Consider the following 20039-nt stretch of genomic DNA (forward strand, 5'->3'; position numbering starts at 1 on the left):
ATAAATGGAAACAAAGAAAAAGTCTGATGTTTTAATAATAATTCCCGCATATAATGAGGCGGAAAATATAGAGAACATCATAGATGAGATTACAACCGGATATCCGCAGTACGACTATGTGGTGGTAAACGACGGTTCTTCTGACAATACAGCTAAGATACTGAAGGCGAGAGGCTTTAACCACATCAACTGCCCGATCAACCTTGGAATTGGCGGCGCTATTCAGACAGGCTATCGCTACGCTAAGGAGAAGGACTACGAGATCGCAGTGCAGATTGACGGTGACGGTCAGCACGACCCTGCTTATATTGAGCAGATAATCGCACCTATCCTTGAGAAAAAAGCTGACTATGTCATTGGATCAAGATTTGTTAACAAAGAAGGCTTTCAGAGCTCTGTCACAAGGCGCATGGGAATCAGATTTTTAAGCGGACTTATTACTGTGCTGTGCTTCTACAGGGTTAAGGATGTGACCAGCGGATTCCGCGCAGTGAATAAATTCTTTATAGACGTATTTTCAGATAACTATCCGATAGACTACCCGGAGCCCGAGGCTATCATGGATGCCGTGATGAGAAGGAAGAAGATATTGGAACTCCCGGTTATCATGCGTGAGCGTGAGACCGGAAAAAGCTCCATAAACTTCAAGAGATCCATCTACTATATGATAAAAGTTACCATGGATATTATAGTGTGCCGCATAAGCTATGGCATACGCAGATAATTACCAGATCCACAGGAGAACACCATGAATCAGATAATACCTACAAGACTGACGATCGTGCTCATCGTCGCGATCATCAGCTACTTTGTAATCATACTTTCATTATTAAAACACAGGAAACTGAATATGAAATACACACTGCTGTGGCTTTTCACGGGTGTGGTATTTCTGATACTTGTTCTTAATCCCATGATTCTCGTATATTTCCTTAATCTATGCGGGATTGTAGGAACCATGAACGGTCTGTTTATTCTGCTAATCGGATTCCTAATCATGTTGGTGTTGTCACTTACCAGTATCGCCTCACGCCAGGCGGGCAGAATCACCAAGCTCATCCAGACCCAGGGACTTTTAGAGAAAAGGGTACGCGAACTTGAGGAGAGACTTGATGAAAAAGAAGGAAACGATACAACCTGAAAATATGGTATAATAAGTACGTTAACTATTGTGACGCTCTTTTTACCTGAAGGGAGATTATTTCTATGAAATATGTATGTGGCACATGTGGTTATGTTTACGACGAGGCAGCAGGCGATCCGGATAACGGAGTAGCTCCCGGAACAAAATGGGATGATCTCCCAGCTGATTGGGTTTGTCCTCTCTGCGGAGTTGGCAAGGAAGAATTTAAAGCTGAATAAGAGATAGTAAAAAGTAAGGTATGAAGCACTGCTTCATACCTTACTCACTGTATAGGTGCTCGGCACTTTAATGCACTAACACACAAAGGTGCCAGGCACCATGAATAAATTGTGAATAAAACAAAGGAGAGATTTATTTAATGAGCGATAATATTTTAGCTATGGTGGGCAGAACTAAGCCCTTATTTGAAAATGACATATTTACAAGAGAGAAGGAACTCTCAGAAATCATAAAGAATTCCAGATTCCTTGTAATCGGCGGAGCAGGAACAATCGGCTCAGCTATCTGCAGAGAGCTCTTTGCAAGAGATCCCAAGGTGCTCCATGTAGTAGATATATCTGAGAACAACATGGTAGAGCTTGTTAGAGACATCAGATCCTCTAAGGGCTACGGCACAGGTGAATTTGCAACCTTCGCTCTTGATTGCGGAAGTGATATCTTCAAGGCTTTCATCGAAGATCAGAAAAAACGCATCGGTGGATATGATTACATCTTCAATACATCAGCCCTTAAGCATGTGCGTTCTGAGAAGGATCCTTACACTCTCATGCGCATGATTGACACTAATATCTTCAACACAGATATCACAATGAAAATGGCTCATGAGATGGGGGCAAAGAAATACTTCTGTGTATCTACTGACAAGGCAGCTAACCCGGTTAACATGATGGGTGCAAGTAAGCGCATCATGGAGATGTTCCTTGCAAGAAGAAGTGAGGAAATGCCTGTATCAACAGCAAGATTTGCCAACGTTGCTTTTTCAGACGGAAGCCTTCTCTACGGTTTCAACAGAAGAATTGAGAAGAATCAGCCCATAGCAGCACCTAATGATGTTAGAAGATACTTCGTAACGCCCAAGGAGTCAGGTGAGCTGTGTCTTATGTCATGCCTTACCGGTGAAAACAGAGACATCTACTTCCCTAAGCTTGATGAGGAGCTTAATCTTGTAACCTTCAGCAGCATTGCTGAGAAATACCTTGAAAACCTCGGCTATGAGCCTGTACAGTGCGCAACAGAGCAGGAAGCAAGAGAAAGAGTTGCTGAGCTCAAGGCACTCCGTAAATATCCTGTATATTTCTTTGCCAGCGATACTACAGGTGAGAAGGACTTCGAGGAGTTCTACACAGATAACGAAGTACTTGATATGGACAGATTTGAATCTATCGGTATCATCAAGAACCAGCCTGGATTCGATGGCGCTAAGCTCGACATGTTCTCTGACGCTATAGCTAAAATGAGAAGCAGAGGATCATGGGACAGGTCAGAGCTCATTGATCTCTTTAACGAGATGATTCCTAACTTCAATCATAAGGAGACTGGTAAGTTCCTGGATGGAAGAATGTAATAAAATGTGAACAAATGAAAAAACAAATCCTATGGCTTGCTCCCTACGTCCCCTACTCCAAGGTGCGACACGCGGGCGGCAAGAACATGAACTACTACTTAAACTACATAAATAACACAGGTGAATTCGATATCACATTCATAGGGCTGGCCTACGAAGAAGAGCGCAAGGATGTGGACCTGGAGCAGCGCGGTATAAAGTCAGACATCTACTACCGTGACCACTCAAGGGCTGACTACATCGTAAGGCGAATAGTCAGCGGCTTCACGCTCCTTAATCCTTGGACCAGATACTACAGGCAGCTCCTACTCTATGAGCACATACAGCTGAGTAATAGAGTACGAAAATACAAGGCAGCAGGCGGAAACCCTGACATCGTGATTCTTCACTGGACTTCAATGGGACTGCTCCTGCCGGAGTGGAAGGAACTATTCCCCAGCGCAAAGTTCATCATAATAGAAGAGGACGTAACATACCTGGGATATCAGAGAAAGTACGAAGCTAATCCCACAGCATCCTGGAAGCGCCTTTACAACGGCCTAAAACAGGCAGAGCTTACTGCAATTAAAAACTGTGACCTTGCAGTAACCCTCAATCAGAAGGACACAAACCTTCTGATCCGTGACGGAATAAATAAGGATAAAATATATACCTGCGCGTTGTACTACGAAGACTATTCTGATGTACAAAGAAAACCTATCCCCGGGAAGCTTCTCTACTACGGAGCGATGGACCGCGTAGAGAACTACGAAAGTGTCATCGATTTCATCGAGAACGTCATGCCACTTCTTAAGGATGAAAACTGCACTTTAGATGTAGTAGGATCAAAGCCCCATCCCAGGCTCATAGCAGCTGCGGATAAATACAACGCACAGCTTTCAGGTAGCCCCATTAACATCACCGGCTTTGTAGAAGACATAAAACCGTACCTGTCAGAAGCCATGTGTCTTGTGGCGCCATTAAAACTCGGAGCAGGAATAAAGGTAAAAGTCTTGGAAGCCATGTCCGCAGGTGTTCCGGTGCTTACCAACAATATAGGAATAGAAGGCATATATGCTGAAGATAGGAAAGACTACCTGCACTGCGAGACAAAAGAAGAATATAGAAATGCTATAATAGATCTGGCGCATGACACACATAAAACAGAGGCGATTGGAACATCCGGCAAAACCTTCATAGCAGAAAACTTCAATATCGATATGAAGCTGCAGGGACTGTGTGAAATAATTCTGGGTTTCAAATAAGCAAATCAATATAAAGAAGAAATTATGAGTAAAATAACAGACATTGCAAAGCTGCCTATAAAAGTCGTATCTGCAATAAATCCCACCAACCTCTCGATTCTTTACAACGCATTTAAAAAGGGTGGAATAAAACAGATTCAGTGGGAGCTCAATGCATACAAAATGAGACTTGGCGGAATCGATGAGGATTCGGAAATTCCCGAACTTCTGGATTACACAAGTCATGAAAAAATAGAAGACTATGAAAAGATAGACATCCCCGAATGCTTAAATCCGGAGGTGTCTATTATCATACCCGTATACAACCAGTTCGATTACACTTACAACTGTTTAAAGAGCATCGCGCAAAATACAACATCAGCAATTACCTACGAAATCATCATCGCAGATGATGTCTCAACTGACTTTACCACAGACTTAAACTCAATAGCCCCCAACATCAAAATCGTCAGGAACTCAGAGAACCAGCGATTCCTTAGAAACTGCAACAACGCAGCAAAGCATGCAAAGGGAAAATACATTCTTTTCCTTAATAACGATACTCAGGTACAGCCGGACTGGCTAAGGCCCCTTGTCGAAATAATGGAAAATGATGAAAGCGTAGGAATGACAGGCTCCAAGCTCATTTATCCCGATGGAAAGCTCCAGGAAGCAGGTGGTATCCTCTGGCAGGATGGCAGCGCCTGGAACTACGGCAACGGCCAGAATGCATCCCTCTCACAGTTTAACTATGTGAAGGAAGCAGACTATATCTCCGGCGCAGCGATAATGATAAGGAGAAGTCTTTGGGAGGAAATAGGAGGCTTCGATGACAGATATGCCCCCGCTTACTACGAGGACACAGACCTGGCTTTCGAAGTAAGAAAACACGGCTATAAAGTAATCTACCAGCCCAAATCCGTAGTGGTACATTTCGAGGGTAAATCCAACGGAACAGACACATCCACCGGATTAAAGGCATACCAGGTAGAAAACGGCAAAAAATTCTACGAAAAGTGGAAGGAAGAACTCACAAGAAACCACTTCCCCAACGGACAGGAAGTTTTCCTTGCAAGAGACAGAAGCAGAAACAAAAAGCACATACTTGTCATAGATCACAGACTACCGCACTATGATAAGGATGCAGGCGGAAGATGCACATACATGTACCTCCTTCAGTTTGCACGCATGGGACTTCAGGTAACCTTCCTGACAGATCCCTTCCTTCCGGAGGAGCCATATAAATCAGCCCTTGAAAAGGAAGGCATAGAAGTACTCTATGGTAACTTCATGCGAAATAACTGGGAACTCTGGCTCTATGAAAATGGCAGGTATTTTGATTACGTATACCTGCAAAGACCGGACATCACCATGAAATACCTGGGGGCTGTTAAAAAGCATTGCAAGTGTAAGCTTATATACTTCGCCCACGATTTATACCACATAAGAGAACACAGAGAGTATGAAGTAACCGGCGACGCAAAACATCTTGAAAAGTCCAGGAAAATGAAAGAAATCGAGTTCAAAATATTCGATAGCGTAGACGTAATTCATGTGGTGGGAAGCTATGAACAGCATTACTTACAGAAAAAGCTTCCGAACAGCAGCATAAGAAATATACCTCTTTATATATATGAAGAGGAGCAAAACGATATCCCCAAGGACTTTAGTAAGAGGCAGGATATTATATTTGTGGGAGGCTTTGGACATAGGCCAAACGTTGATGCCGTCAAATGGTTTGTAAGGGACATTTTTCCTCAGATTCTGGAAGAATACCCTGACATGAAGATCCACATAGTAGGTGGTAATCCTCCGGAAGAGGTACAGCAGCTGGCATCAGACCACATCATCCTGGAGGGCTTTGTATCGGATGAAAAGCTGGTACAGCTCTACAAGCAGTGCAGACTTGCAGTCGTGCCCCTTAGATTCGGAGCAGGTGTAAAGGGCAAAATAGTAGAAGCGGCCTACTACCAGATTCCAATGGTTACAACACCAATCGGGGCAGAGGGCATGTCTACTAAAGAAAACACCATGATAGTAGCGGAGACAGCCAGAGAGTTTGCTGATGAAGTCTGCAAATTATATAAAGACATGGACAGATTGAGAGAAATGTCTGATAATGGTAAGGCATTTATTAAGAAATACTTCTCGCTTGAAGCAGCGAAAAGTGTAATAGAGCAGGACATTACACCCTGAGGAGTTAACTGATGTTTTATAGAATTAAAGAACTTATTGAATACCGCTATATGATATATAGCATGGTAAAAAGAGACTTAAGAGGCAGATATCAGAAGTCTGTCCTTGGAATATTGTGGGCATTTCTGTTCCCGCTGTTCCAGATAGGAATTTACACATTCGTGTTTGGCGTGATTTTCCCAAGCACAATTGAAAACTACTACATATACCTTACTGCAGGAATTGTGCCCTGGACCTTCTTTAACGACTCACTTATCCAGGGAGCCGGAAGTATCATAGGTGGAAGTAACCTGGTTACGAAAATATATTTCCCCAGAGAAGTTCTTCCCATCGCAGCAGTAACAGCGAAATTTGTAAACATGCTTCTGGCATTTATCATTGTATTTTTGTTTGTAATAGGCGGAGGAGTGGGAATCAATCCCCTTGTCATCTGGTACCTCCCTTTTGTAATGCTCATGGAATATGTACTCTGTGTTGGCTTTGCAGTATTTTTCTCTGCAGTAACAGTTTACATCAGAGACATGGAGTATATCGTAGGAATCCTCCTCATGGCATGGATATGGGGAACACCTATCATGTACGATATGGACAAGCTTCCTCAGTGGGTTAAGACCATACTACTCTGTAATCCCATGACCAGTGTCATCCAGAGCTATCATGCTATTTTGTATTATAAAAAGATGCCGGACCTTAATTACACCATTATCGGATGGGCAGCAGCAATCGCAGCATTTGTTCTTGGAGAGCTCATATTTGCTGCAGTAGAAGGCGACTTCGCGGAGGAATTATAATGAATAAAGTAGAAAATACTGAGAATGCCGTAGAAGTTCGCAATGTGCACAAATTCTTCAAGGTATATGAGGATAAGGCACATACTATCAGAGAACGTATAATAAATATCGGCAGAAATAAATATAAGAAAAAAGAAGTTTTAAGAGGCGTAAGCTTCGATATAAAAAAGGGTGAAGCAGTAGCGCTTGTCGGAAGAAACGGCTGCGGTAAAAGTACAACCCTTAAGATGCTCACAAGGATCCTTAGACCAAACGAGGGAACAATCGCTGAAAACGGCAGAGTTTCAAGTATCATAGAGCTTGGTGCAGGCTTCCATCCTGACCTCTCCGGCAGAGAGAACATATACATCAATGCATCCATATTTGGAATAAGAGCAAAAGAGATAGATGCCAGAATCGATGACATCATCGCTTTCTCAGAGCTTGAGGACTATATAGATAACCCTGTAAGAACATATTCTTCAGGAATGTACTTAAGACTTGCCTTCTCCGTTGCCATCAACATGCATGCAGATATACTCCTTATTGATGAGATTCTGGCGGTTGGAGATGAAGCCTTCCAGAAAAAGTGCTTCAAGCGCCTTGCCAAGCTTAAGGGTGAAGGTATAACCATAGTTCTGGTATCCCACTCCAAGGAGCAGATCCTTAAGGTCTGTGACAGAGCAATCTGGATCGATCAGGGACTTGTAAGACGAGATGGTAATGCTGAAGAAGTACTGGATGAATACACTGCGGTAACTGAGCGGCAGAGAATCGAGAGAGAAGAACTGGAAGAACGTCAAAAAGAAGTAAGAATCGACGGCTATACCAGGCATTAATGGAGAACAATTTGAAAGAAGATATAAAAGAGAACAAGGCGGATATTGCCTGGGACGGATATCTTGTAATAGGGATTGTGATAAGCATGCTCCTTACATTCCTGGAGAATGATAAGAGCTCAATTCTGCTTACTGTTTTCGCCCTCATAGTATTTGCATTGTCAGATGTGAAACAGAATATATTAGCCATGATACAGGGCATAAAAAAGTATTGGATGTTTCCTTTATACGCGCTTGTGTATGCACTATATTATGCGCTTGTTCCCAGGGACATGGCGAATGTCAAAATCGCTATTCTTACGTTTGCACTAGGCCTCACCGGATACTGCCTGGCAGCTACAGAAAAAGAATTCTGGGAAGATGCCTTCAGACAGCTGTGGATATTTCTTCTTGCGATTACAATACTTAACCTTGCAAAGGTAGTACTTGATAAGACTACCGGGTATTTTACAGATAGTGCGGTTGAACTGGGAATGCTGATAATCTTTACTGCTATTTCATTACTGTTTGTAGAGAGCAAGGTGGTAAAGGCAGGATGCGGACTTTTATCTGCTATTTCAGTTTTCTTAATGATAAGAAGAGGTGCTATATCCCTTAGCCTGTTTAAGGGCAATAATGGAATGGTGTCGGTTCTTATGAAGGAAGCGCTGTTTGCTGTAATGATTATACTTGGAATCAGGCTGTTTCTTAAAACGGGTGAAGACCTGGAAAAAAGAAAAGCAATACTGTTTGTGGTAATTATGGCAGTAGGAATGGTGCTATGTATTCCTTATAGGGAGACGTTGGAGGTATTGATGTTTAGTACGATAGGGTGTTTTCTTGCGGATAGGAGAGGCGCTACACTTTGAGGTGGTTCAAAAAAGTAGGGAGTAATTCAATAGATAATATAGTTTACGAAAGGAATAGAGATGATTACTGGAATACACATAGAAAACTTCAAGTCATTAGTTGATGTGTCATTAGATTTTAATGATCTGACTGTTTTGATAGGTAAAAATTTCACAGGTAAAAGTTCAGTATTGCAGGCAATAGACTTTATTTGCTCTTCTACAAAAGATGACTTTGGGATTTGGCTAGAACGTCGAGGCTGGAGGGTAGAAAGTGTAAAATCCAAGCTTGGTAATTCAAATAGATTGTATTTTGATGTTCATTTTATGTTGCCTGATAGTGAAGGAAAACAACATATAATTGAATGGAATTTGGTTGCAATAGCATATACAACGAAAAATGAAATAACTTTGTTCTCTGAAAGGGTAGTTGCAGATGATGAAATCCTCTTGGAATACAGTAGTAGCGGTAATTATGTGAAAGTTGCTGTAAATAAGAATCCTCAGAATGTCCAAAATTGGTTTGGGTTAAAATTAAGTTCTTCTATTCTTAAGAATTTAAGAAATACAGATGATGTTGATTACAGGCTAGAGTTGCTCATAGATCAATTAGATAAGATCAAATCCTTTGAATTACTTACGCCAGAGAATATGCGTCTTAGTAGTAGAGGGATTTCAAATACTATTGAGGCAAATGGTAAAAATCTACCTTCGGTTATAAAGAGAATGAATACCGAACAGAAAAACAGGTTTATGGACAAAGTCAGGTGGCTTTTAGATAGTCAGATTACGGATGTTAGTACTGAGACCAAAGGTCAGCCTGGATGGACACAGATAAATGCAGAAGAGCAATTTGGGAATGCTACAGTAAAGATTAATTCTAAAGAAATGAGCGACGGAATGATTAGGTTATTAGCGTTTGTAGCAATTTCTGAGATATCTGTGCCAGGCGCGGTTTTTATGCTTGATGAAATAGAAAATGGTATTAATTCTGAGTATGCTGAAAAACTTATCAGACTATTATCAAATACATGCAAAGAGAAGCATATGCAGATGATAATAACTACGCATAGTACGGTAATTATGGACTATGTAGATCCTGAAGATATGATACTTATATATCGAAAAAAAGATGGTTTTACGGCATCAGAAAGAGTACTAAATAATGAAAAGTTTAGACAAAAGATGGAATACATGTACCCAGGTGAAATAATTCTTAATACAGATATGGAGAAGGAATACATTTGATGGAACAGCATGTGATTAAGATAGCTGTAACGGGTGAAGGAAGCACCGACTATGGTAAGAGAAAATATGGGACAGATGAATGGGATTGGGGACCAATAGCTGTATATATAAACAAGATAGCTGAGGAAAAGAATAGAATTATTGAACTTTATCCCATTGAAAGAGAAGACATAAAAAGAGTTCAACTTCATAGATCGATGCGTGGGTTAGAAGGTAAGGCTATACCAGCTAGAAAATTTGCAATTAAAATCAAAGAAAATAATCTTAATCATGGTATTTATTATTGTGATGCAGATAAAGATTCGCATACACAGAATGATGAGAGACAAGCACAACGGCAGTTTCAGAAGGTTCATGATGAGATTGCGCAGGGATTGACGTTATTAGATGTTGATGCTATTCCAATGGTAGCTCTTCGTATGATAGAGGCATGGATACTTGGAGATAAAAGAGCTATTGAAAACGCTTTGAGCATAAATATAAAAGAAAGTAGTTATCTCGGACGACCAGAGCTGTTGTGGGGGAGTAAGAACGATCCTAGAAGTAATTATCCTAAGAATGTGCTTGATCGAGTAATAAAACTATCTGATAAGAAGTATTCAGACTATAATGTTACAGCAGAAGATTTTTGTAAAATAGCTGATGAAACGGATATTGCAGAATTGAAAAGAACGTGTTCAATTAGTTTTGGAGCATTTTATGAAGAATACTGTAACTTGTTGGAAAGGAACTGCTAGGAAAAGGTCATCTATCTGAGATAACAGCAAAGCAGTGTGAACTCTATGAGTTCATGGGTGTAAATGTCCCGACATGATCAAACCTTGGTATAAAATGACGGGACTTTAGGTTAAAATAGAAAAACTTATATATTGATAGAAGCCGCAACCCATCGGATTGCGGCTTCAACTTTTTTATTTTCTGTAATAATTAACAAGCTTCTTAACAGCTGCGATTACATCATCAACATCCTCATCTGTAAGCTTAGGATACAGCGGGATACTCATTATTCTGCTGTATATTTTTTCGCATACGGGACATAGACCTTTTTCATAACCCATCTGCTGATAAAGGGGCATCCAATACACCGGAATATAGTGAACCTGACACTGAACATTCTCTGCGCTCATGGCATCGAAGAATTCACGGCGTGTGCAGGTCAGCTTATCAAGGTCAAGCTGTATGACGTAGAGGTGCCTTGAGGAGTCTGATTCCGGAATGTCCTTTTGGACTATGATTTCAGGAACATCGGCAAATGCAGCATTATACTTCTCAACGATTTCCTTTCTTCTCTGAACAAATCTGTCAAGCTTATCAAGCTGGCTTGATAACAGAGCTGCCTGAATATCAGTCATTCTGAGGTTCATACCAAGAAGCTGCTGCTCATAGTACCAGATACCTACGTTATCCTCATCAGCAGGAGTCATGAATTTTGAATGGTCATGTTCCATGCCATGGGAACGGAATAGGTATGCTTTTCTTGCATATTCTTCATTGTTGGTAAGAAGAGCGCCGCCTTCACCTGCTGTAACGGTTTTTACAGGATGGAATGAGAAGGTAGTGATATCCGCAAAAGAGCCAACGGGCTTACCATTGTACTTAGAACCAATAGAGTGAGCTGCATCCTCGATAAATACCAGGTTGTATTCCTCACAGATCTTTTTAATCTCATCAGCTTCAACCACCTGTCCTGTATAATCCACAGCTACTATAGCCTTAGTCTTATCTGTGATCTTCTCCCTTATGCTCTTAGGGTCTATTTCATAGGTCTCAGGATTGATATCTGCAAAGACAGGCTTTGCACCGCAGTATAATGCACAGTTAGCGCTGGCCATGAAGGTAAGGGGTGTTGTGATAACCTCATCCCCGGGGCCAACTCCTGCAATAAAGCAGGCTGCATGAAGTGCAGCAGTATCATTGGTCATGGCGATTGCATATTTTGCGCCGGTGATTTTGCAGAGCTTCTCCTCTGCCTCATCAACCTTGGGACCGCAGGTTATAAAGGGACTTGTGAGAGTCTTGGAGACTGCCTCAACATCTTCGCTGGTAATGCACTGTGATCCGTAATATATCTTGTCCTTGCGGATTGGTGTTCCGCCAAGTATAGCCGGTTTATCCATAATATAATGTCCTCTTTTTTATATAAATTGGTGGCAGATACAGATTAAGTATCTGCCAAGCTTTTCAACATATTTTATCAAAGTATGGAAAGTGATTCAAATTATGTGCTACAATAATTTAGATTTAGTTTAATCAAGATATATAAAAGAGGTAGAAAATGAGATTAGATGATAAAACAATACTCGTGACAGGAGGAACAGGTTCTTTCGGACATTGCTTCACAGAGTATTTACTTGAACATTACAATCCTAAGAAGATAATAGTATATTCTCGTGATGAGTATAAACAGTTCACAATGGCCAACGAGAAGGTATATAGAGAGCATGCAGATCAGATGAGATTTTTCATCGGTGATGTAAGGGATGCAGCCCGTATGGAGCGCGCTATGGAAGGTGTAGATTATGTCATCCACGCAGCTGCGCTTAAGCAGGTTCCCGCCTGTGAGTACAATCCGGATGAAGCAATCAAGACCAATGTAAACGGAGCTCAGAATGTTATAAATGCAGCTCTTAACACAGGTGTAAAGCGTGTGGTTGCACTTAGTACTGACAAGGCAGTTAATCCTGTTAACCTCTACGGGGCTACCAAGATGGTATCTGATAAGCTCTTCATAGCAGCTAATGCCTATGCAGGCAATAAGGATATCAACTTCTCAATAGTAAGATATGGTAACGTAGCAGGTAGTCGTGGTTCTATCATTCCGCTGTTTAAGAGACTTGTTGAAAATGGAGAGAAGGAGCTTCCCATAACCGATTACAGAATGACACGTTTCTGGATCAGCCTTCCTGAGGGTGTTGAGCTTGTTCTCAAGGCACTTGATGAAGCTAAGGGCGGTGAAACCTTTATCAGTAAGATTCCTTCCTTCAATGTTAAGGACCTTGCAGAGGCTATGTATCCCGGAATTGCTACAACTGAGGTTGGAATAAGACCCGGTGAGAAGCTTGACGAATGCATGGTAACAGTAGAGGATGCCCCCTTTACTTATGAATTTGATAAGCACTATATTGTTTATCCTCAGGTTGTGTTTAACGACAGACAGCAGCCTGACCCGAAGGGTAAGAAAGTAGCAGATGACTTCTACTATAGTTCAGGTAATAACACACAGTGGATGAGCGTAGAGGACATTAGAAACAGACTTAGTGAAGCTGTTGATCATTGATAAGAAGAAAGTATCATAAACAGCTTTTTATAAAAATAGCAACTAAATGGTAAATAAATGCCACTTAGTTGCTATTTTCTTATGGTCATATTAACGTACTATTTTCTCAAAGTCTTCTTTTGGATGCTTACAGATTGGACAAATGAAATCATCAGGAAGTTCTTCCCCAACATATTCGTAGCCGCAGATCCGGCATCTCCAGACAGTTTCTCCTTTTGGAGTTGTACCCACTTTCTCAGGCTTTGGCTTGATGTCACTCTGATAGAACTCGTAAGTGCAGGAAGAAGTATCTGATAGCACAGTCATAAAAGTAGGTTCGCAGATGAATAAAGTGTGAGAACCAAGGTCTACTTCTTTTTCAACCTTTAGAGAAAAATATGCATTGGTTCCGGCAGTGATGTAGGGAATACCATTTTCAGCTATAGCATAGGATGAGGCAGGGAATGAGCTGTCAAATTTATCCACATCTCTTCCTGACTGGAAACCGAAGTGCTTGAACAGGTCAAAAGAGGCATCTTTACTGATAACAGATATATTGCAAAGGCCTGTCTCCTTTATCATGTTATGAGTGTAGTTGGCCTTGTTTACAGCAATAGAGATTCTATTCGGGTCAGAAGCCACCTGAATAGCAGTATTGATGATGCAGCCGTTTTTCTTTTCACCATTAACCGCAGTACATACAAAAAGACCATACGATAGCTTGTACATTGCTTTGTTGTCGAATTCTGTCATGATAGAGCCTCCTTTGATTGTGTTAGCTGTGGATTTTTTCATTCCTTCAAAGAGTCAGAAGATTGAACCACATACCACTGATTTTTATCATTGAAAAATCTCCGGTTTTGTAGAAAAGTGAATAATTACATTACTATTATATTATAAATGGTACAGGTAGTTTAAGTTATTCATTTGAAAAAATGTAGAAAATAAAAATTTTTCGCTCGTAAAAATGTGTGAGATTATTAGAAATTCGCTTGTAAAAATGTAAAATCATCTTAGAAAGGTGGATAAATGCAATGAAACGCTTGGTTTATGATAGATTATTGGAAGGAGTGATAATTCCACTTTCATATTTCACAGTTCCATGCTCAGCAATAATATTTTTTATTTCTTTTTCAGATAAGCTAGCTCGATTACAACGACAGTGCTTTACATGTACCTCCAGGTCTTTCAGCAATCCATTTGCATCGATTATCATTTTCCTTTTATCTGCCCATGCTGCTATGGCTCCAATAGCGTTGTCATATTTCCCTTTTGGATCTACAGTATCAAAATCTACAGAAAGGACGAAGTTTGGGTCCAACCCAAGTCTGTTACAGTGCTCTGTCCAACCAGCCATTATTTTATCTTTTTCGAAGGTTTTGCCCTGAAGCATTGCAATCACAGCTTCTTTTTTTTGTCGTAGATTTCTAAAATCCTCATCCTCATATGAACCAATTATTATATTTTTTTGAGAAAGATCTAAATCCTTCTGCAATGATTTAATGAGAGTAATTGATAAAGCTTTTATTTTAACCTGCGCACTTATTTTAGTAGAATCCTTTAAGACGATAACAAAATCATTTTCCGTCTCAAAAGATATTTCATCCAGACCATTTTCAGCATCCAGGTACTTGAATGCATATTTTATGCCAACCAGATCTTGCTGTTCAAAACCAATACTGGCTATTTGTCCCCCTGTATAAACTCTGTCAGTAACTACATTTGCTGTCGTATCCATTTTCAACATCCTAATTTTAATAGAAAAATAATTCACCAGATAAATCCAATGATATCACACTTTCACTTTTAGCCAAAAACTAAATACGACAAAGACGGCGTAAATTTACTGTAGGATTTGAAAGGGTGGATATCCCCTGTGATTAGTTCAGATGTTCAAACCTTACTCATTATATCGCTTGGTAAGATGACAGTTCAAGGCTGTCATTTTTAATCCTTGGTCTGCTTGTTGACTACTTTATCTGTCAGGAAATATCAGTCAACCCTGAGCAGAGCGCACCGCGTAGCGGCTTTGGGGTTGACAGACATTTCCTGACAGATAGTCTGTAGTCAAGCAGATCAAGGATAATTGTGCGCTCCAGCGCACTTTATTCAAGGGCAGAGGCGTCAGCCTCTGGCTACCTTTTAGAACAGTTTCCAGATGTAGTTATACATTCCTATGCTCATCCATTTCTTCATCTCGCCACTAAGCTCTACCTGCATGCTGTCGTAGTATTTTCCCCATACCGGTTGCTTGTGCATTGTATTTCTAACTTCTGCAACTACTGTGGTTATTTCTTCAGCACCCGCAGCTTTAGGAAGTATGGTCTTCTGATGGCGCACTAATTCGAGCATATCCTTTTTGTTCCATGCATATGCGCTCAGCTTGGCCATTCTGTCTGCGCCTTTACGGCTCCATCCCATAGGAGTCATACTCATTCTTTTTGCAAGGACATGACTCACATGTCCTTCTGTACTACATCCGGGTATTCTTCTGTATCTCAGCCTGATCTTTGCAGCAGACCAGTTTTCAAGGATATATGATGCGCCTTCCTGAATATACTTCTTTTCCTTGGTATTTTCAGCATGATACTCAAGCATATCGACTACAGACAGAAAGTCTTCCTTACTTCCGTCTCTGATAGTCTCTGACAGAACCTTCCTGGCATCATAGGCACTGTCCTTCATGTGGTTGGTCATCTTTATCAGGTACTTCTTAAGATGAAATTCATCGAGTATATAAGTGATTCCACTAATTCTCTTTCCGCCAGCTTTTATCCACGCTCCACCATCTGCACCAAGATATATTCTCTTGATACTGCTGATGTCATAGTTGTTATCTATATAGGTGTAGACCTCATCCCATAAATCACTGTTAGCCTTACCTTCATATGCGCCGCAGAAATAATGGGCATTAACGAGGTGATGGCGTGTGCTTTTGGGCGCATCCTTTTCGATACCTTCATGAACATATATAAGTTTGTTTATCATTCCATTGAGTTTTCTGCCATACTGATTGACTTGAAGATCACCCTTTTTCTTTTGGAACTGCAGAGATACATGATCTTCATCAGCTTCTATATACAGATATTCAACCTTACGTTTTCTTCCTCTGCGTTTCTGTTCTTTAGGGAACTCCAACGCATGAATCTTATCCTTTACAGTTTCCTTGCTTACTTCATCAAGGATACTTGCAGCCTTTCCACCTTTGCGGTATGAAGTCTGTACTGTCTCTGAAAGAAGCTGTGCTATGGCATCTTCTGACATTCTTTCATGAGGATCAAACTCTAGCATGTCATCCAGAAGATATCTTCTTTCCCCGGTTTCTTTGTTTTTGAATAAAGTCTTTGAGAACACAACCTTTCCGATTGATGTGATCAGGGTTTTCTCATCTGTCCTTACCACTTCCCATTTTTCTCTTCTAATAGGGCTGTCTTTAAGGATCTGGTTACAGGTTGTAAGTGTCTCTGAGATGTAGTCCAATGCCATCTGTAATGCTTCATTCCTCACTCTGCTTACAAATCCTGCAAAGTCCATTGGATTCTCCGAGAAATCTTTTGATGCCTTCTGAAGATTTGGTACTCCATTCTCAATAAAATGCTGTATACTATTTAACACAAGGGGACTCCTCCATTCAGTTGTTATTAGGCTTGCACACCCAAATATCAACTATATCATGAAGGAAATCCCCTTTTTCAATTAATCCTACAAAAACTTTACGCTAGCTACGACAAAACAATTAAAGCTATAGTAAGAGCGTTGTTTGATTGGGGAAGTCAAACAGCGCTTAATATTTTTGAGATGGATTAGATATCAATAAATAGTAGATGTTGAATTGCTTGATATTATATGATATCATTACAACAAATACAATATGAGGAGGTGTCACATGATAGAAAATTTACCGCCTCCTGCCGAAAAATGGGTCATAAATTTGGAACTTGTGAGAATCAAGTTGCTTTTGAGTGACCCTGATAAAATAGAAATTGCGGCAAATCGTAAAAAAAATATGGATTTGTTCGCAAAACTAGGAATAACAGCGACAGGATGTTTGACATATTTAAGACAGCTTACTTATGAGAACTATTTAAGCGGACCGGAAGATGATAGGGATACTGGAGAAAAGGACTGCGTTTGGGAATTTGGAATCGTAATAAATGAAATTGATATATATATCAAAATAGTTCATAAAGTAAATGACAATATGTTGGTGCTATCGTTTCATGAGGCGGAGCGCCCATTAGTGTTTAGGTATTAATTTATATTATAAAGGAAGTATGATGAATAAAGGTAATCGGCAATGTAATCACAAGAACTATGAGATTATATCCAAAGAGGAAACATATCCTGTACATGGAGAGGATACTACAATTCTTGCAAATGTAAAAGTTTGCAAGGATTGTGGGGAAGAGATATTTGATTTCAAACTTGATGATGAAAACTTAAAAAGAGCTTTTTTGAAGTATAAGAAGAATCATGCATTGATGACATCAAGTGAAATTATAGAGCTTAGAAATAAGTATGGACTTAGTCAACGTACGCTTGCAGTATTGATAGGCTGCTCTCAGTCGACAATCGTTCGATATGAGAAAGGGGATATTCAGAATAATACGCATAACAATATTATGCGTATGTTGACTAACCCCGATAATATGGATGAATTGCTAGATATTAAAGAAGAAGAGCTGACCCCAAGGGACGTTAATGCAATAAGAGAAAAAATAGCAAAAAATAATGAGAATGAAAAGAGAGAATTGTTTTCGATTAAATATTTAGGTGATTATCTTCATATTAAGCCAGATCAGTATAGTGGTTTTAGGGATTTTGATTTTGAAAAATTCTCAAATATGATTTGCTATTTTGCGGATAGAATAACTGACTTATACAAAACAAAGCTTTTTAAGCTTTTGTTTTATTCAGATATGTATTTCTTTAGGAATTATACCGTATCCATTTCGGGAATGAATTATGTTCATCAGCATTATGGACCTGTTCCGACTGAATATAGTCTTTTATTAGGACTGATTGAAAAGAATGGAGATATTAGAATAGAGGAGGTCGCCACTCATTATGGGATAGGGGAGATAGTGCATGGAACTAATCAATGCAGATACTCTTCTTTGTCAGAGGATGAACTGGAGGTATTGGAGATTGTATGTAATAAATTTGGCTTGATGTCTGCCAGGGAGATTTCTGATTACTCTCATAAAGAAAAAGGATATTTGAGTACGCTTAATCTGGAGAAAATTTCATATAAGTATGCGATGGAGATGAAAGAATGATGGGGAAATATGCTTTCTAAATTGGTTCAAGATAAAATACTCAAAAGCAAATATATAATTAAATTACTCGCCTATCCTTGTGTAGGAGGAGCTGAGATTTAGTAGGATCAGTACAAGTGTGACTGGTCCTATTTAATAGAAGTATTTGAGCAGGGGAGGATACTTGTCATAGATGAGCTTGATAGCAGCATACATTTTAAACTTACCTTGCACCAAAATAGAAAAGAGGAGGATGAAATAAATGGCTTCATTTTATGAAATTAAGGAAATGATTTGTAGAGGGTTCGGAAAAAAGCTAGATACACAAAACGATGAAGATGTACTAATTGATTTGCATGGTTATGGAAATGGAGAAGCTGATACTTTTTATTTACTTAATGATGAATTAAAAGATATATATGATAGAGTTGTTTCAGGTGAAAGAGATGGTTTGGAATTATGTATTGATAATAATATATACGAATCTATTATAGAACTGGATTATGATAAAGTTAGGCGTAATAATTTTTGGGTTGAGTCGGAAGATTCTGAACGGAATATTATATATAAAATAGATATATGTTCGATAGAATACTGCATATATCTGCTTAATGAATTTATAGATTATCATAAAAATGATGGCGATAGAAAAATTTTGCCAAGGAAATTCAGGGTGGGAGCAAGTTATGTTATCAGATATGAGAATATTAAAGAGCTAGATTGGAAAAAAATATTACCACTCATTATTAAAGAGTACTCTATTAAAATTATGAGCAATAATAATTCTTTATGTAAATCTAAAAAACTAAGAACTGCTTATATTTTTGAATATATTTATAAGACAGGCACATCGATAAGTGAATATCCAAACATTGATTCTGTATTAAAACCCATGCGACTACGTATAAGAAAAGAGGATTCAGATGTAGATGTAATACCACATAGGGAATATGTTGCAGATGTAGTAGACTATTATAGGATAGCTTGTTCATCTAAGGATGAATATATTAAATACATATCGTTCTATCATATTATGGAATATTTTTATGATGAGATATTTAAAAGAAAACTTGTTTCGGATTTGACTGACAAGCTTACGCACCCGGATTTTTCTTATAAAAATGAGAATAAAGTATATGAGTTAGCTACATTCGTTAAAAAGAGAATGAATATGAATGATCAAACTGGTCAGGGAAACGAATTAGAATCACTCAAATTTGTTATACAGGAATATGTAAATATTTCTGACTTGAAAAATAAACTTGAAAATGACAACGCTGGAATAACAGACTATTATCAGCATAATAAGGTGGGCTTTGCAGGAGCACCTATTATACCATGGACTGATTCGGAGGGAGTATTCACAAGTATTTCGAAGAGGATTTATTTTACTAGAAATGCACTGATTCATAGCAAAAGTGGGAAAAATCGGGAACGATATCGTCCTTATAGGGATGAAGGCGCATTGAACAAGGAAATACCTTTAGTAAAGGCTATTGCAGAATTTATTATAATTAATTCAAGTGAGATAGCATAAAAGGGCGGTTTAAATGAAGAGGGAAAAGTGCGCATCTTCAGCGAATCGAAAAGCAATTCAAAAATTATCACGAGTATATTGTACCTTTCAAAAACGATATTCTGATTATATAATTATGATAAGCTATTATTTTGAGAGTATGATGGATGGCAATATCGGATATGTTGAAGGGAAGAA

At 39.3% G+C, this 20039-nt stretch carries 19 protein-coding genes; 15 read left to right on the forward strand and 4 right to left on the reverse strand.

The window, feature by feature from the left end; all coding sequences use genetic code 11:
- Positions 1 to 4 precede the first annotated feature (4 nt).
- The 11 genes from G601_RS0104535 to G601_RS0104585 all read left to right on the forward strand — a co-directional run bounded on the left by G601_RS0104535 (position 5) and on the right by G601_RS0104585 (position 10548).
- Positions 5 to 724: a glycosyltransferase family 2 protein gene (locus tag G601_RS0104535; RefSeq protein WP_026664615.1), complete on the forward strand. Its 720-nt coding sequence runs from the start codon at positions 5 to 7 to the stop codon at positions 722 to 724.
- Between the two features lie 24 nt (positions 725 to 748).
- Entirely contained in the window at positions 749 to 1141 is a 393-nt protein-coding gene (locus tag G601_RS0104540; RefSeq protein WP_026664616.1) for a DUF2304 domain-containing protein, read from the forward strand.
- 65 nt (positions 1142 to 1206) lie between these two features.
- Positions 1207 to 1362 (forward strand): rubredoxin, encoded by a 156-nt coding sequence (gene rd / locus G601_RS0104545; RefSeq protein ID WP_022761029.1) that lies wholly within the window; start codon positions 1207 to 1209, stop codon positions 1360 to 1362.
- Between the two features lie 140 nt (positions 1363 to 1502).
- Positions 1503 to 2708, forward strand: a complete 1206-nt coding sequence (locus tag G601_RS0104550) for a UDP-N-acetylglucosamine 4,6-dehydratase (protein ID WP_026664617.1) — start codon at positions 1503 to 1505, stop codon at positions 2706 to 2708.
- 14 nt (positions 2709 to 2722) lie between these two features.
- Positions 2723 to 3952: a glycosyltransferase gene (locus G601_RS24675; protein ID WP_081673386.1), complete on the forward strand. Its 1230-nt coding sequence runs from the start codon at positions 2723 to 2725 to the stop codon at positions 3950 to 3952.
- Positions 3953 to 3976: 24 nt separating this feature from the next.
- Positions 3977 to 6127 (forward strand): glycosyltransferase, encoded by a 2151-nt coding sequence (locus G601_RS21910; RefSeq protein ID WP_051205580.1) that lies wholly within the window; start codon positions 3977 to 3979, stop codon positions 6125 to 6127.
- Between the two features lie 11 nt (positions 6128 to 6138).
- A complete protein-coding gene (locus tag G601_RS0104565; protein ID WP_026664685.1) occupies positions 6139 to 6918 on the forward strand; it encodes an ABC transporter permease in 780 nt (259 codons plus the stop codon).
- A complete protein-coding gene (locus tag G601_RS21915; RefSeq protein WP_051205582.1) occupies positions 6918 to 7736 on the forward strand; it encodes an ABC transporter ATP-binding protein in 819 nt (272 codons plus the stop codon). The genes G601_RS0104565 and G601_RS21915 overlap by 1 nt, the downstream gene beginning before the upstream one ends.
- An 11-nt stretch (positions 7737 to 7747) precedes the next feature.
- A complete protein-coding gene (locus G601_RS0104575; protein WP_155834459.1) occupies positions 7748 to 8584 on the forward strand; it encodes a hypothetical protein in 837 nt (278 codons plus the stop codon).
- Positions 8585 to 8644: 60 nt separating this feature from the next.
- Positions 8645 to 9811, forward strand: a complete 1167-nt coding sequence (locus G601_RS0104580) for an AAA family ATPase (protein ID WP_026664620.1) — start codon at positions 8645 to 8647, stop codon at positions 9809 to 9811.
- On the forward strand, positions 9811 to 10548 hold the full coding sequence (locus tag G601_RS0104585; RefSeq protein WP_026664621.1) for a DUF4276 family protein: 738 nt from the start codon (positions 9811 to 9813) through the stop codon (positions 10546 to 10548). Before G601_RS0104580 ends, G601_RS0104585 begins: the two co-directional genes overlap by 1 nt.
- 174 nt (positions 10549 to 10722) lie before the next feature.
- Here the strand turns inward: G601_RS0104585 and pseC are convergent, their stop codons facing one another.
- Positions 10723 to 11928 (reverse strand): UDP-4-amino-4,6-dideoxy-N-acetyl-beta-L-altrosamine transaminase, encoded by a 1206-nt coding sequence (gene pseC, locus G601_RS0104590; RefSeq protein WP_026664622.1) that lies wholly within the window; start codon positions 11926 to 11928, stop codon positions 10723 to 10725.
- 158 nt (positions 11929 to 12086) lie between these two features.
- Here pseC and pseB point away from each other — a divergent pair, with 158 nt between their 5' ends.
- Complete coding sequence (gene pseB, locus G601_RS0104595) at positions 12087 to 13088, forward strand: UDP-N-acetylglucosamine 4,6-dehydratase (inverting) (protein WP_026664623.1); 1002 nt, start codon at positions 12087 to 12089, stop codon at positions 13086 to 13088.
- Between the two features lie 90 nt (positions 13089 to 13178).
- On the opposite strand, the gene G601_RS0104600 is transcribed toward pseB, so the two are convergent.
- From G601_RS0104600 to G601_RS0104610, 3 genes are all read right to left on the reverse strand, one after another.
- Positions 13179 to 13820, reverse strand: a complete 642-nt coding sequence (locus G601_RS0104600; protein ID WP_026664624.1) for a flavin reductase — start codon at positions 13818 to 13820, stop codon at positions 13179 to 13181.
- 295 nt (positions 13821 to 14115) lie between these two features.
- The gene (locus G601_RS0104605; protein ID WP_026664625.1) at positions 14116 to 14805 is read right to left on the reverse strand and encodes a hypothetical protein; all 690 of its coding nucleotides are present in this window, start codon (positions 14803 to 14805) and stop codon (positions 14116 to 14118) included.
- Between the two features lie 404 nt (positions 14806 to 15209).
- On the reverse strand, positions 15210 to 16682 hold the full coding sequence (locus G601_RS0104610) for an ISLre2 family transposase (protein WP_026664626.1): 1473 nt from the start codon (positions 16680 to 16682) through the stop codon (positions 15210 to 15212).
- 271 nt (positions 16683 to 16953) lie between these two features.
- Between G601_RS0104610 and G601_RS24680 the strand changes: the two genes are divergently transcribed.
- The 3 genes from G601_RS24680 to G601_RS0104625 all read left to right on the forward strand — a co-directional run bounded on the left by G601_RS24680 (position 16954) and on the right by G601_RS0104625 (position 19862).
- Positions 16954 to 17322: a type II toxin-antitoxin system MqsR family toxin gene (locus tag G601_RS24680; protein ID WP_051205584.1), complete on the forward strand. Its 369-nt coding sequence runs from the start codon at positions 16954 to 16956 to the stop codon at positions 17320 to 17322.
- A gap of 22 nt (positions 17323 to 17344) precedes the next feature.
- Positions 17345 to 18346, forward strand: coding sequence for a type II TA system antitoxin MqsA family protein (locus G601_RS0104620; RefSeq protein ID WP_026664627.1), 1002 nt, complete (start codon positions 17345 to 17347; stop codon positions 18344 to 18346).
- Positions 18347 to 18587: 241 nt separating this feature from the next.
- Complete coding sequence (locus G601_RS0104625; RefSeq protein WP_026664628.1) at positions 18588 to 19862, forward strand: hypothetical protein; 1275 nt, start codon at positions 18588 to 18590, stop codon at positions 19860 to 19862.
- The last annotated feature ends 177 nt before the right edge of the window (positions 19863 to 20039 follow it).

Source organism: Butyrivibrio sp. FC2001, from assembly GCF_000424125.1.
In the GTDB taxonomy this organism is placed as follows: domain Bacteria; phylum Bacillota; class Clostridia; order Lachnospirales; family Lachnospiraceae; genus Butyrivibrio.

Coding starts and splice junctions, on each gene's coding strand:
- G601_RS0104535 (WP_026664615.1), top strand. CDS start 5: ATGGAAACAAAGAAAAAGTCTGATGTTTTAATAATAATTCCCGCATAT.
- G601_RS0104540 (WP_026664616.1), top strand. CDS start 749: ATGAATCAGATAATACCTACAAGACTGACGATCGTGCTCATCGTCGCG.
- rd (WP_022761029.1), top strand. CDS start 1,207: ATGAAATATGTATGTGGCACATGTGGTTATGTTTACGACGAGGCAGCA.
- G601_RS0104550 (WP_026664617.1), top strand. CDS start 1,503: ATGAGCGATAATATTTTAGCTATGGTGGGCAGAACTAAGCCCTTATTT.
- G601_RS24675 (WP_081673386.1), top strand. CDS start 2,723: ATGAAAAAACAAATCCTATGGCTTGCTCCCTACGTCCCCTACTCCAAG.
- G601_RS21910 (WP_051205580.1), top strand. CDS start 3,977: ATGAGTAAAATAACAGACATTGCAAAGCTGCCTATAAAAGTCGTATCT.
- G601_RS0104565 (WP_026664685.1), top strand. CDS start 6,139: ATGTTTTATAGAATTAAAGAACTTATTGAATACCGCTATATGATATAT.
- G601_RS21915 (WP_051205582.1), top strand. CDS start 6,918: ATGAATAAAGTAGAAAATACTGAGAATGCCGTAGAAGTTCGCAATGTG.
- G601_RS0104580 (WP_026664620.1), top strand. CDS start 8,645: ATGATTACTGGAATACACATAGAAAACTTCAAGTCATTAGTTGATGTG.
- G601_RS0104585 (WP_026664621.1), top strand. CDS start 9,811: ATGGAACAGCATGTGATTAAGATAGCTGTAACGGGTGAAGGAAGCACC.
- pseC (WP_026664622.1), bottom strand. CDS start 11,928: ATGGATAAACCGGCTATACTTGGCGGAACACCAATCCGCAAGGACAAG.
- pseB (WP_026664623.1), top strand. CDS start 12,087: ATGAGATTAGATGATAAAACAATACTCGTGACAGGAGGAACAGGTTCT.
- G601_RS0104600 (WP_026664624.1), bottom strand. CDS start 13,820: ATGACAGAATTCGACAACAAAGCAATGTACAAGCTATCGTATGGTCTT.
- G601_RS0104605 (WP_026664625.1), bottom strand. CDS start 14,805: ATGGATACGACAGCAAATGTAGTTACTGACAGAGTTTATACAGGGGGA.
- G601_RS24680 (WP_051205584.1), top strand. CDS start 16,954: ATGATAGAAAATTTACCGCCTCCTGCCGAAAAATGGGTCATAAATTTG.
- G601_RS0104620 (WP_026664627.1), top strand. CDS start 17,345: ATGAATAAAGGTAATCGGCAATGTAATCACAAGAACTATGAGATTATA.
- G601_RS0104625 (WP_026664628.1), top strand. CDS start 18,588: ATGGCTTCATTTTATGAAATTAAGGAAATGATTTGTAGAGGGTTCGGA.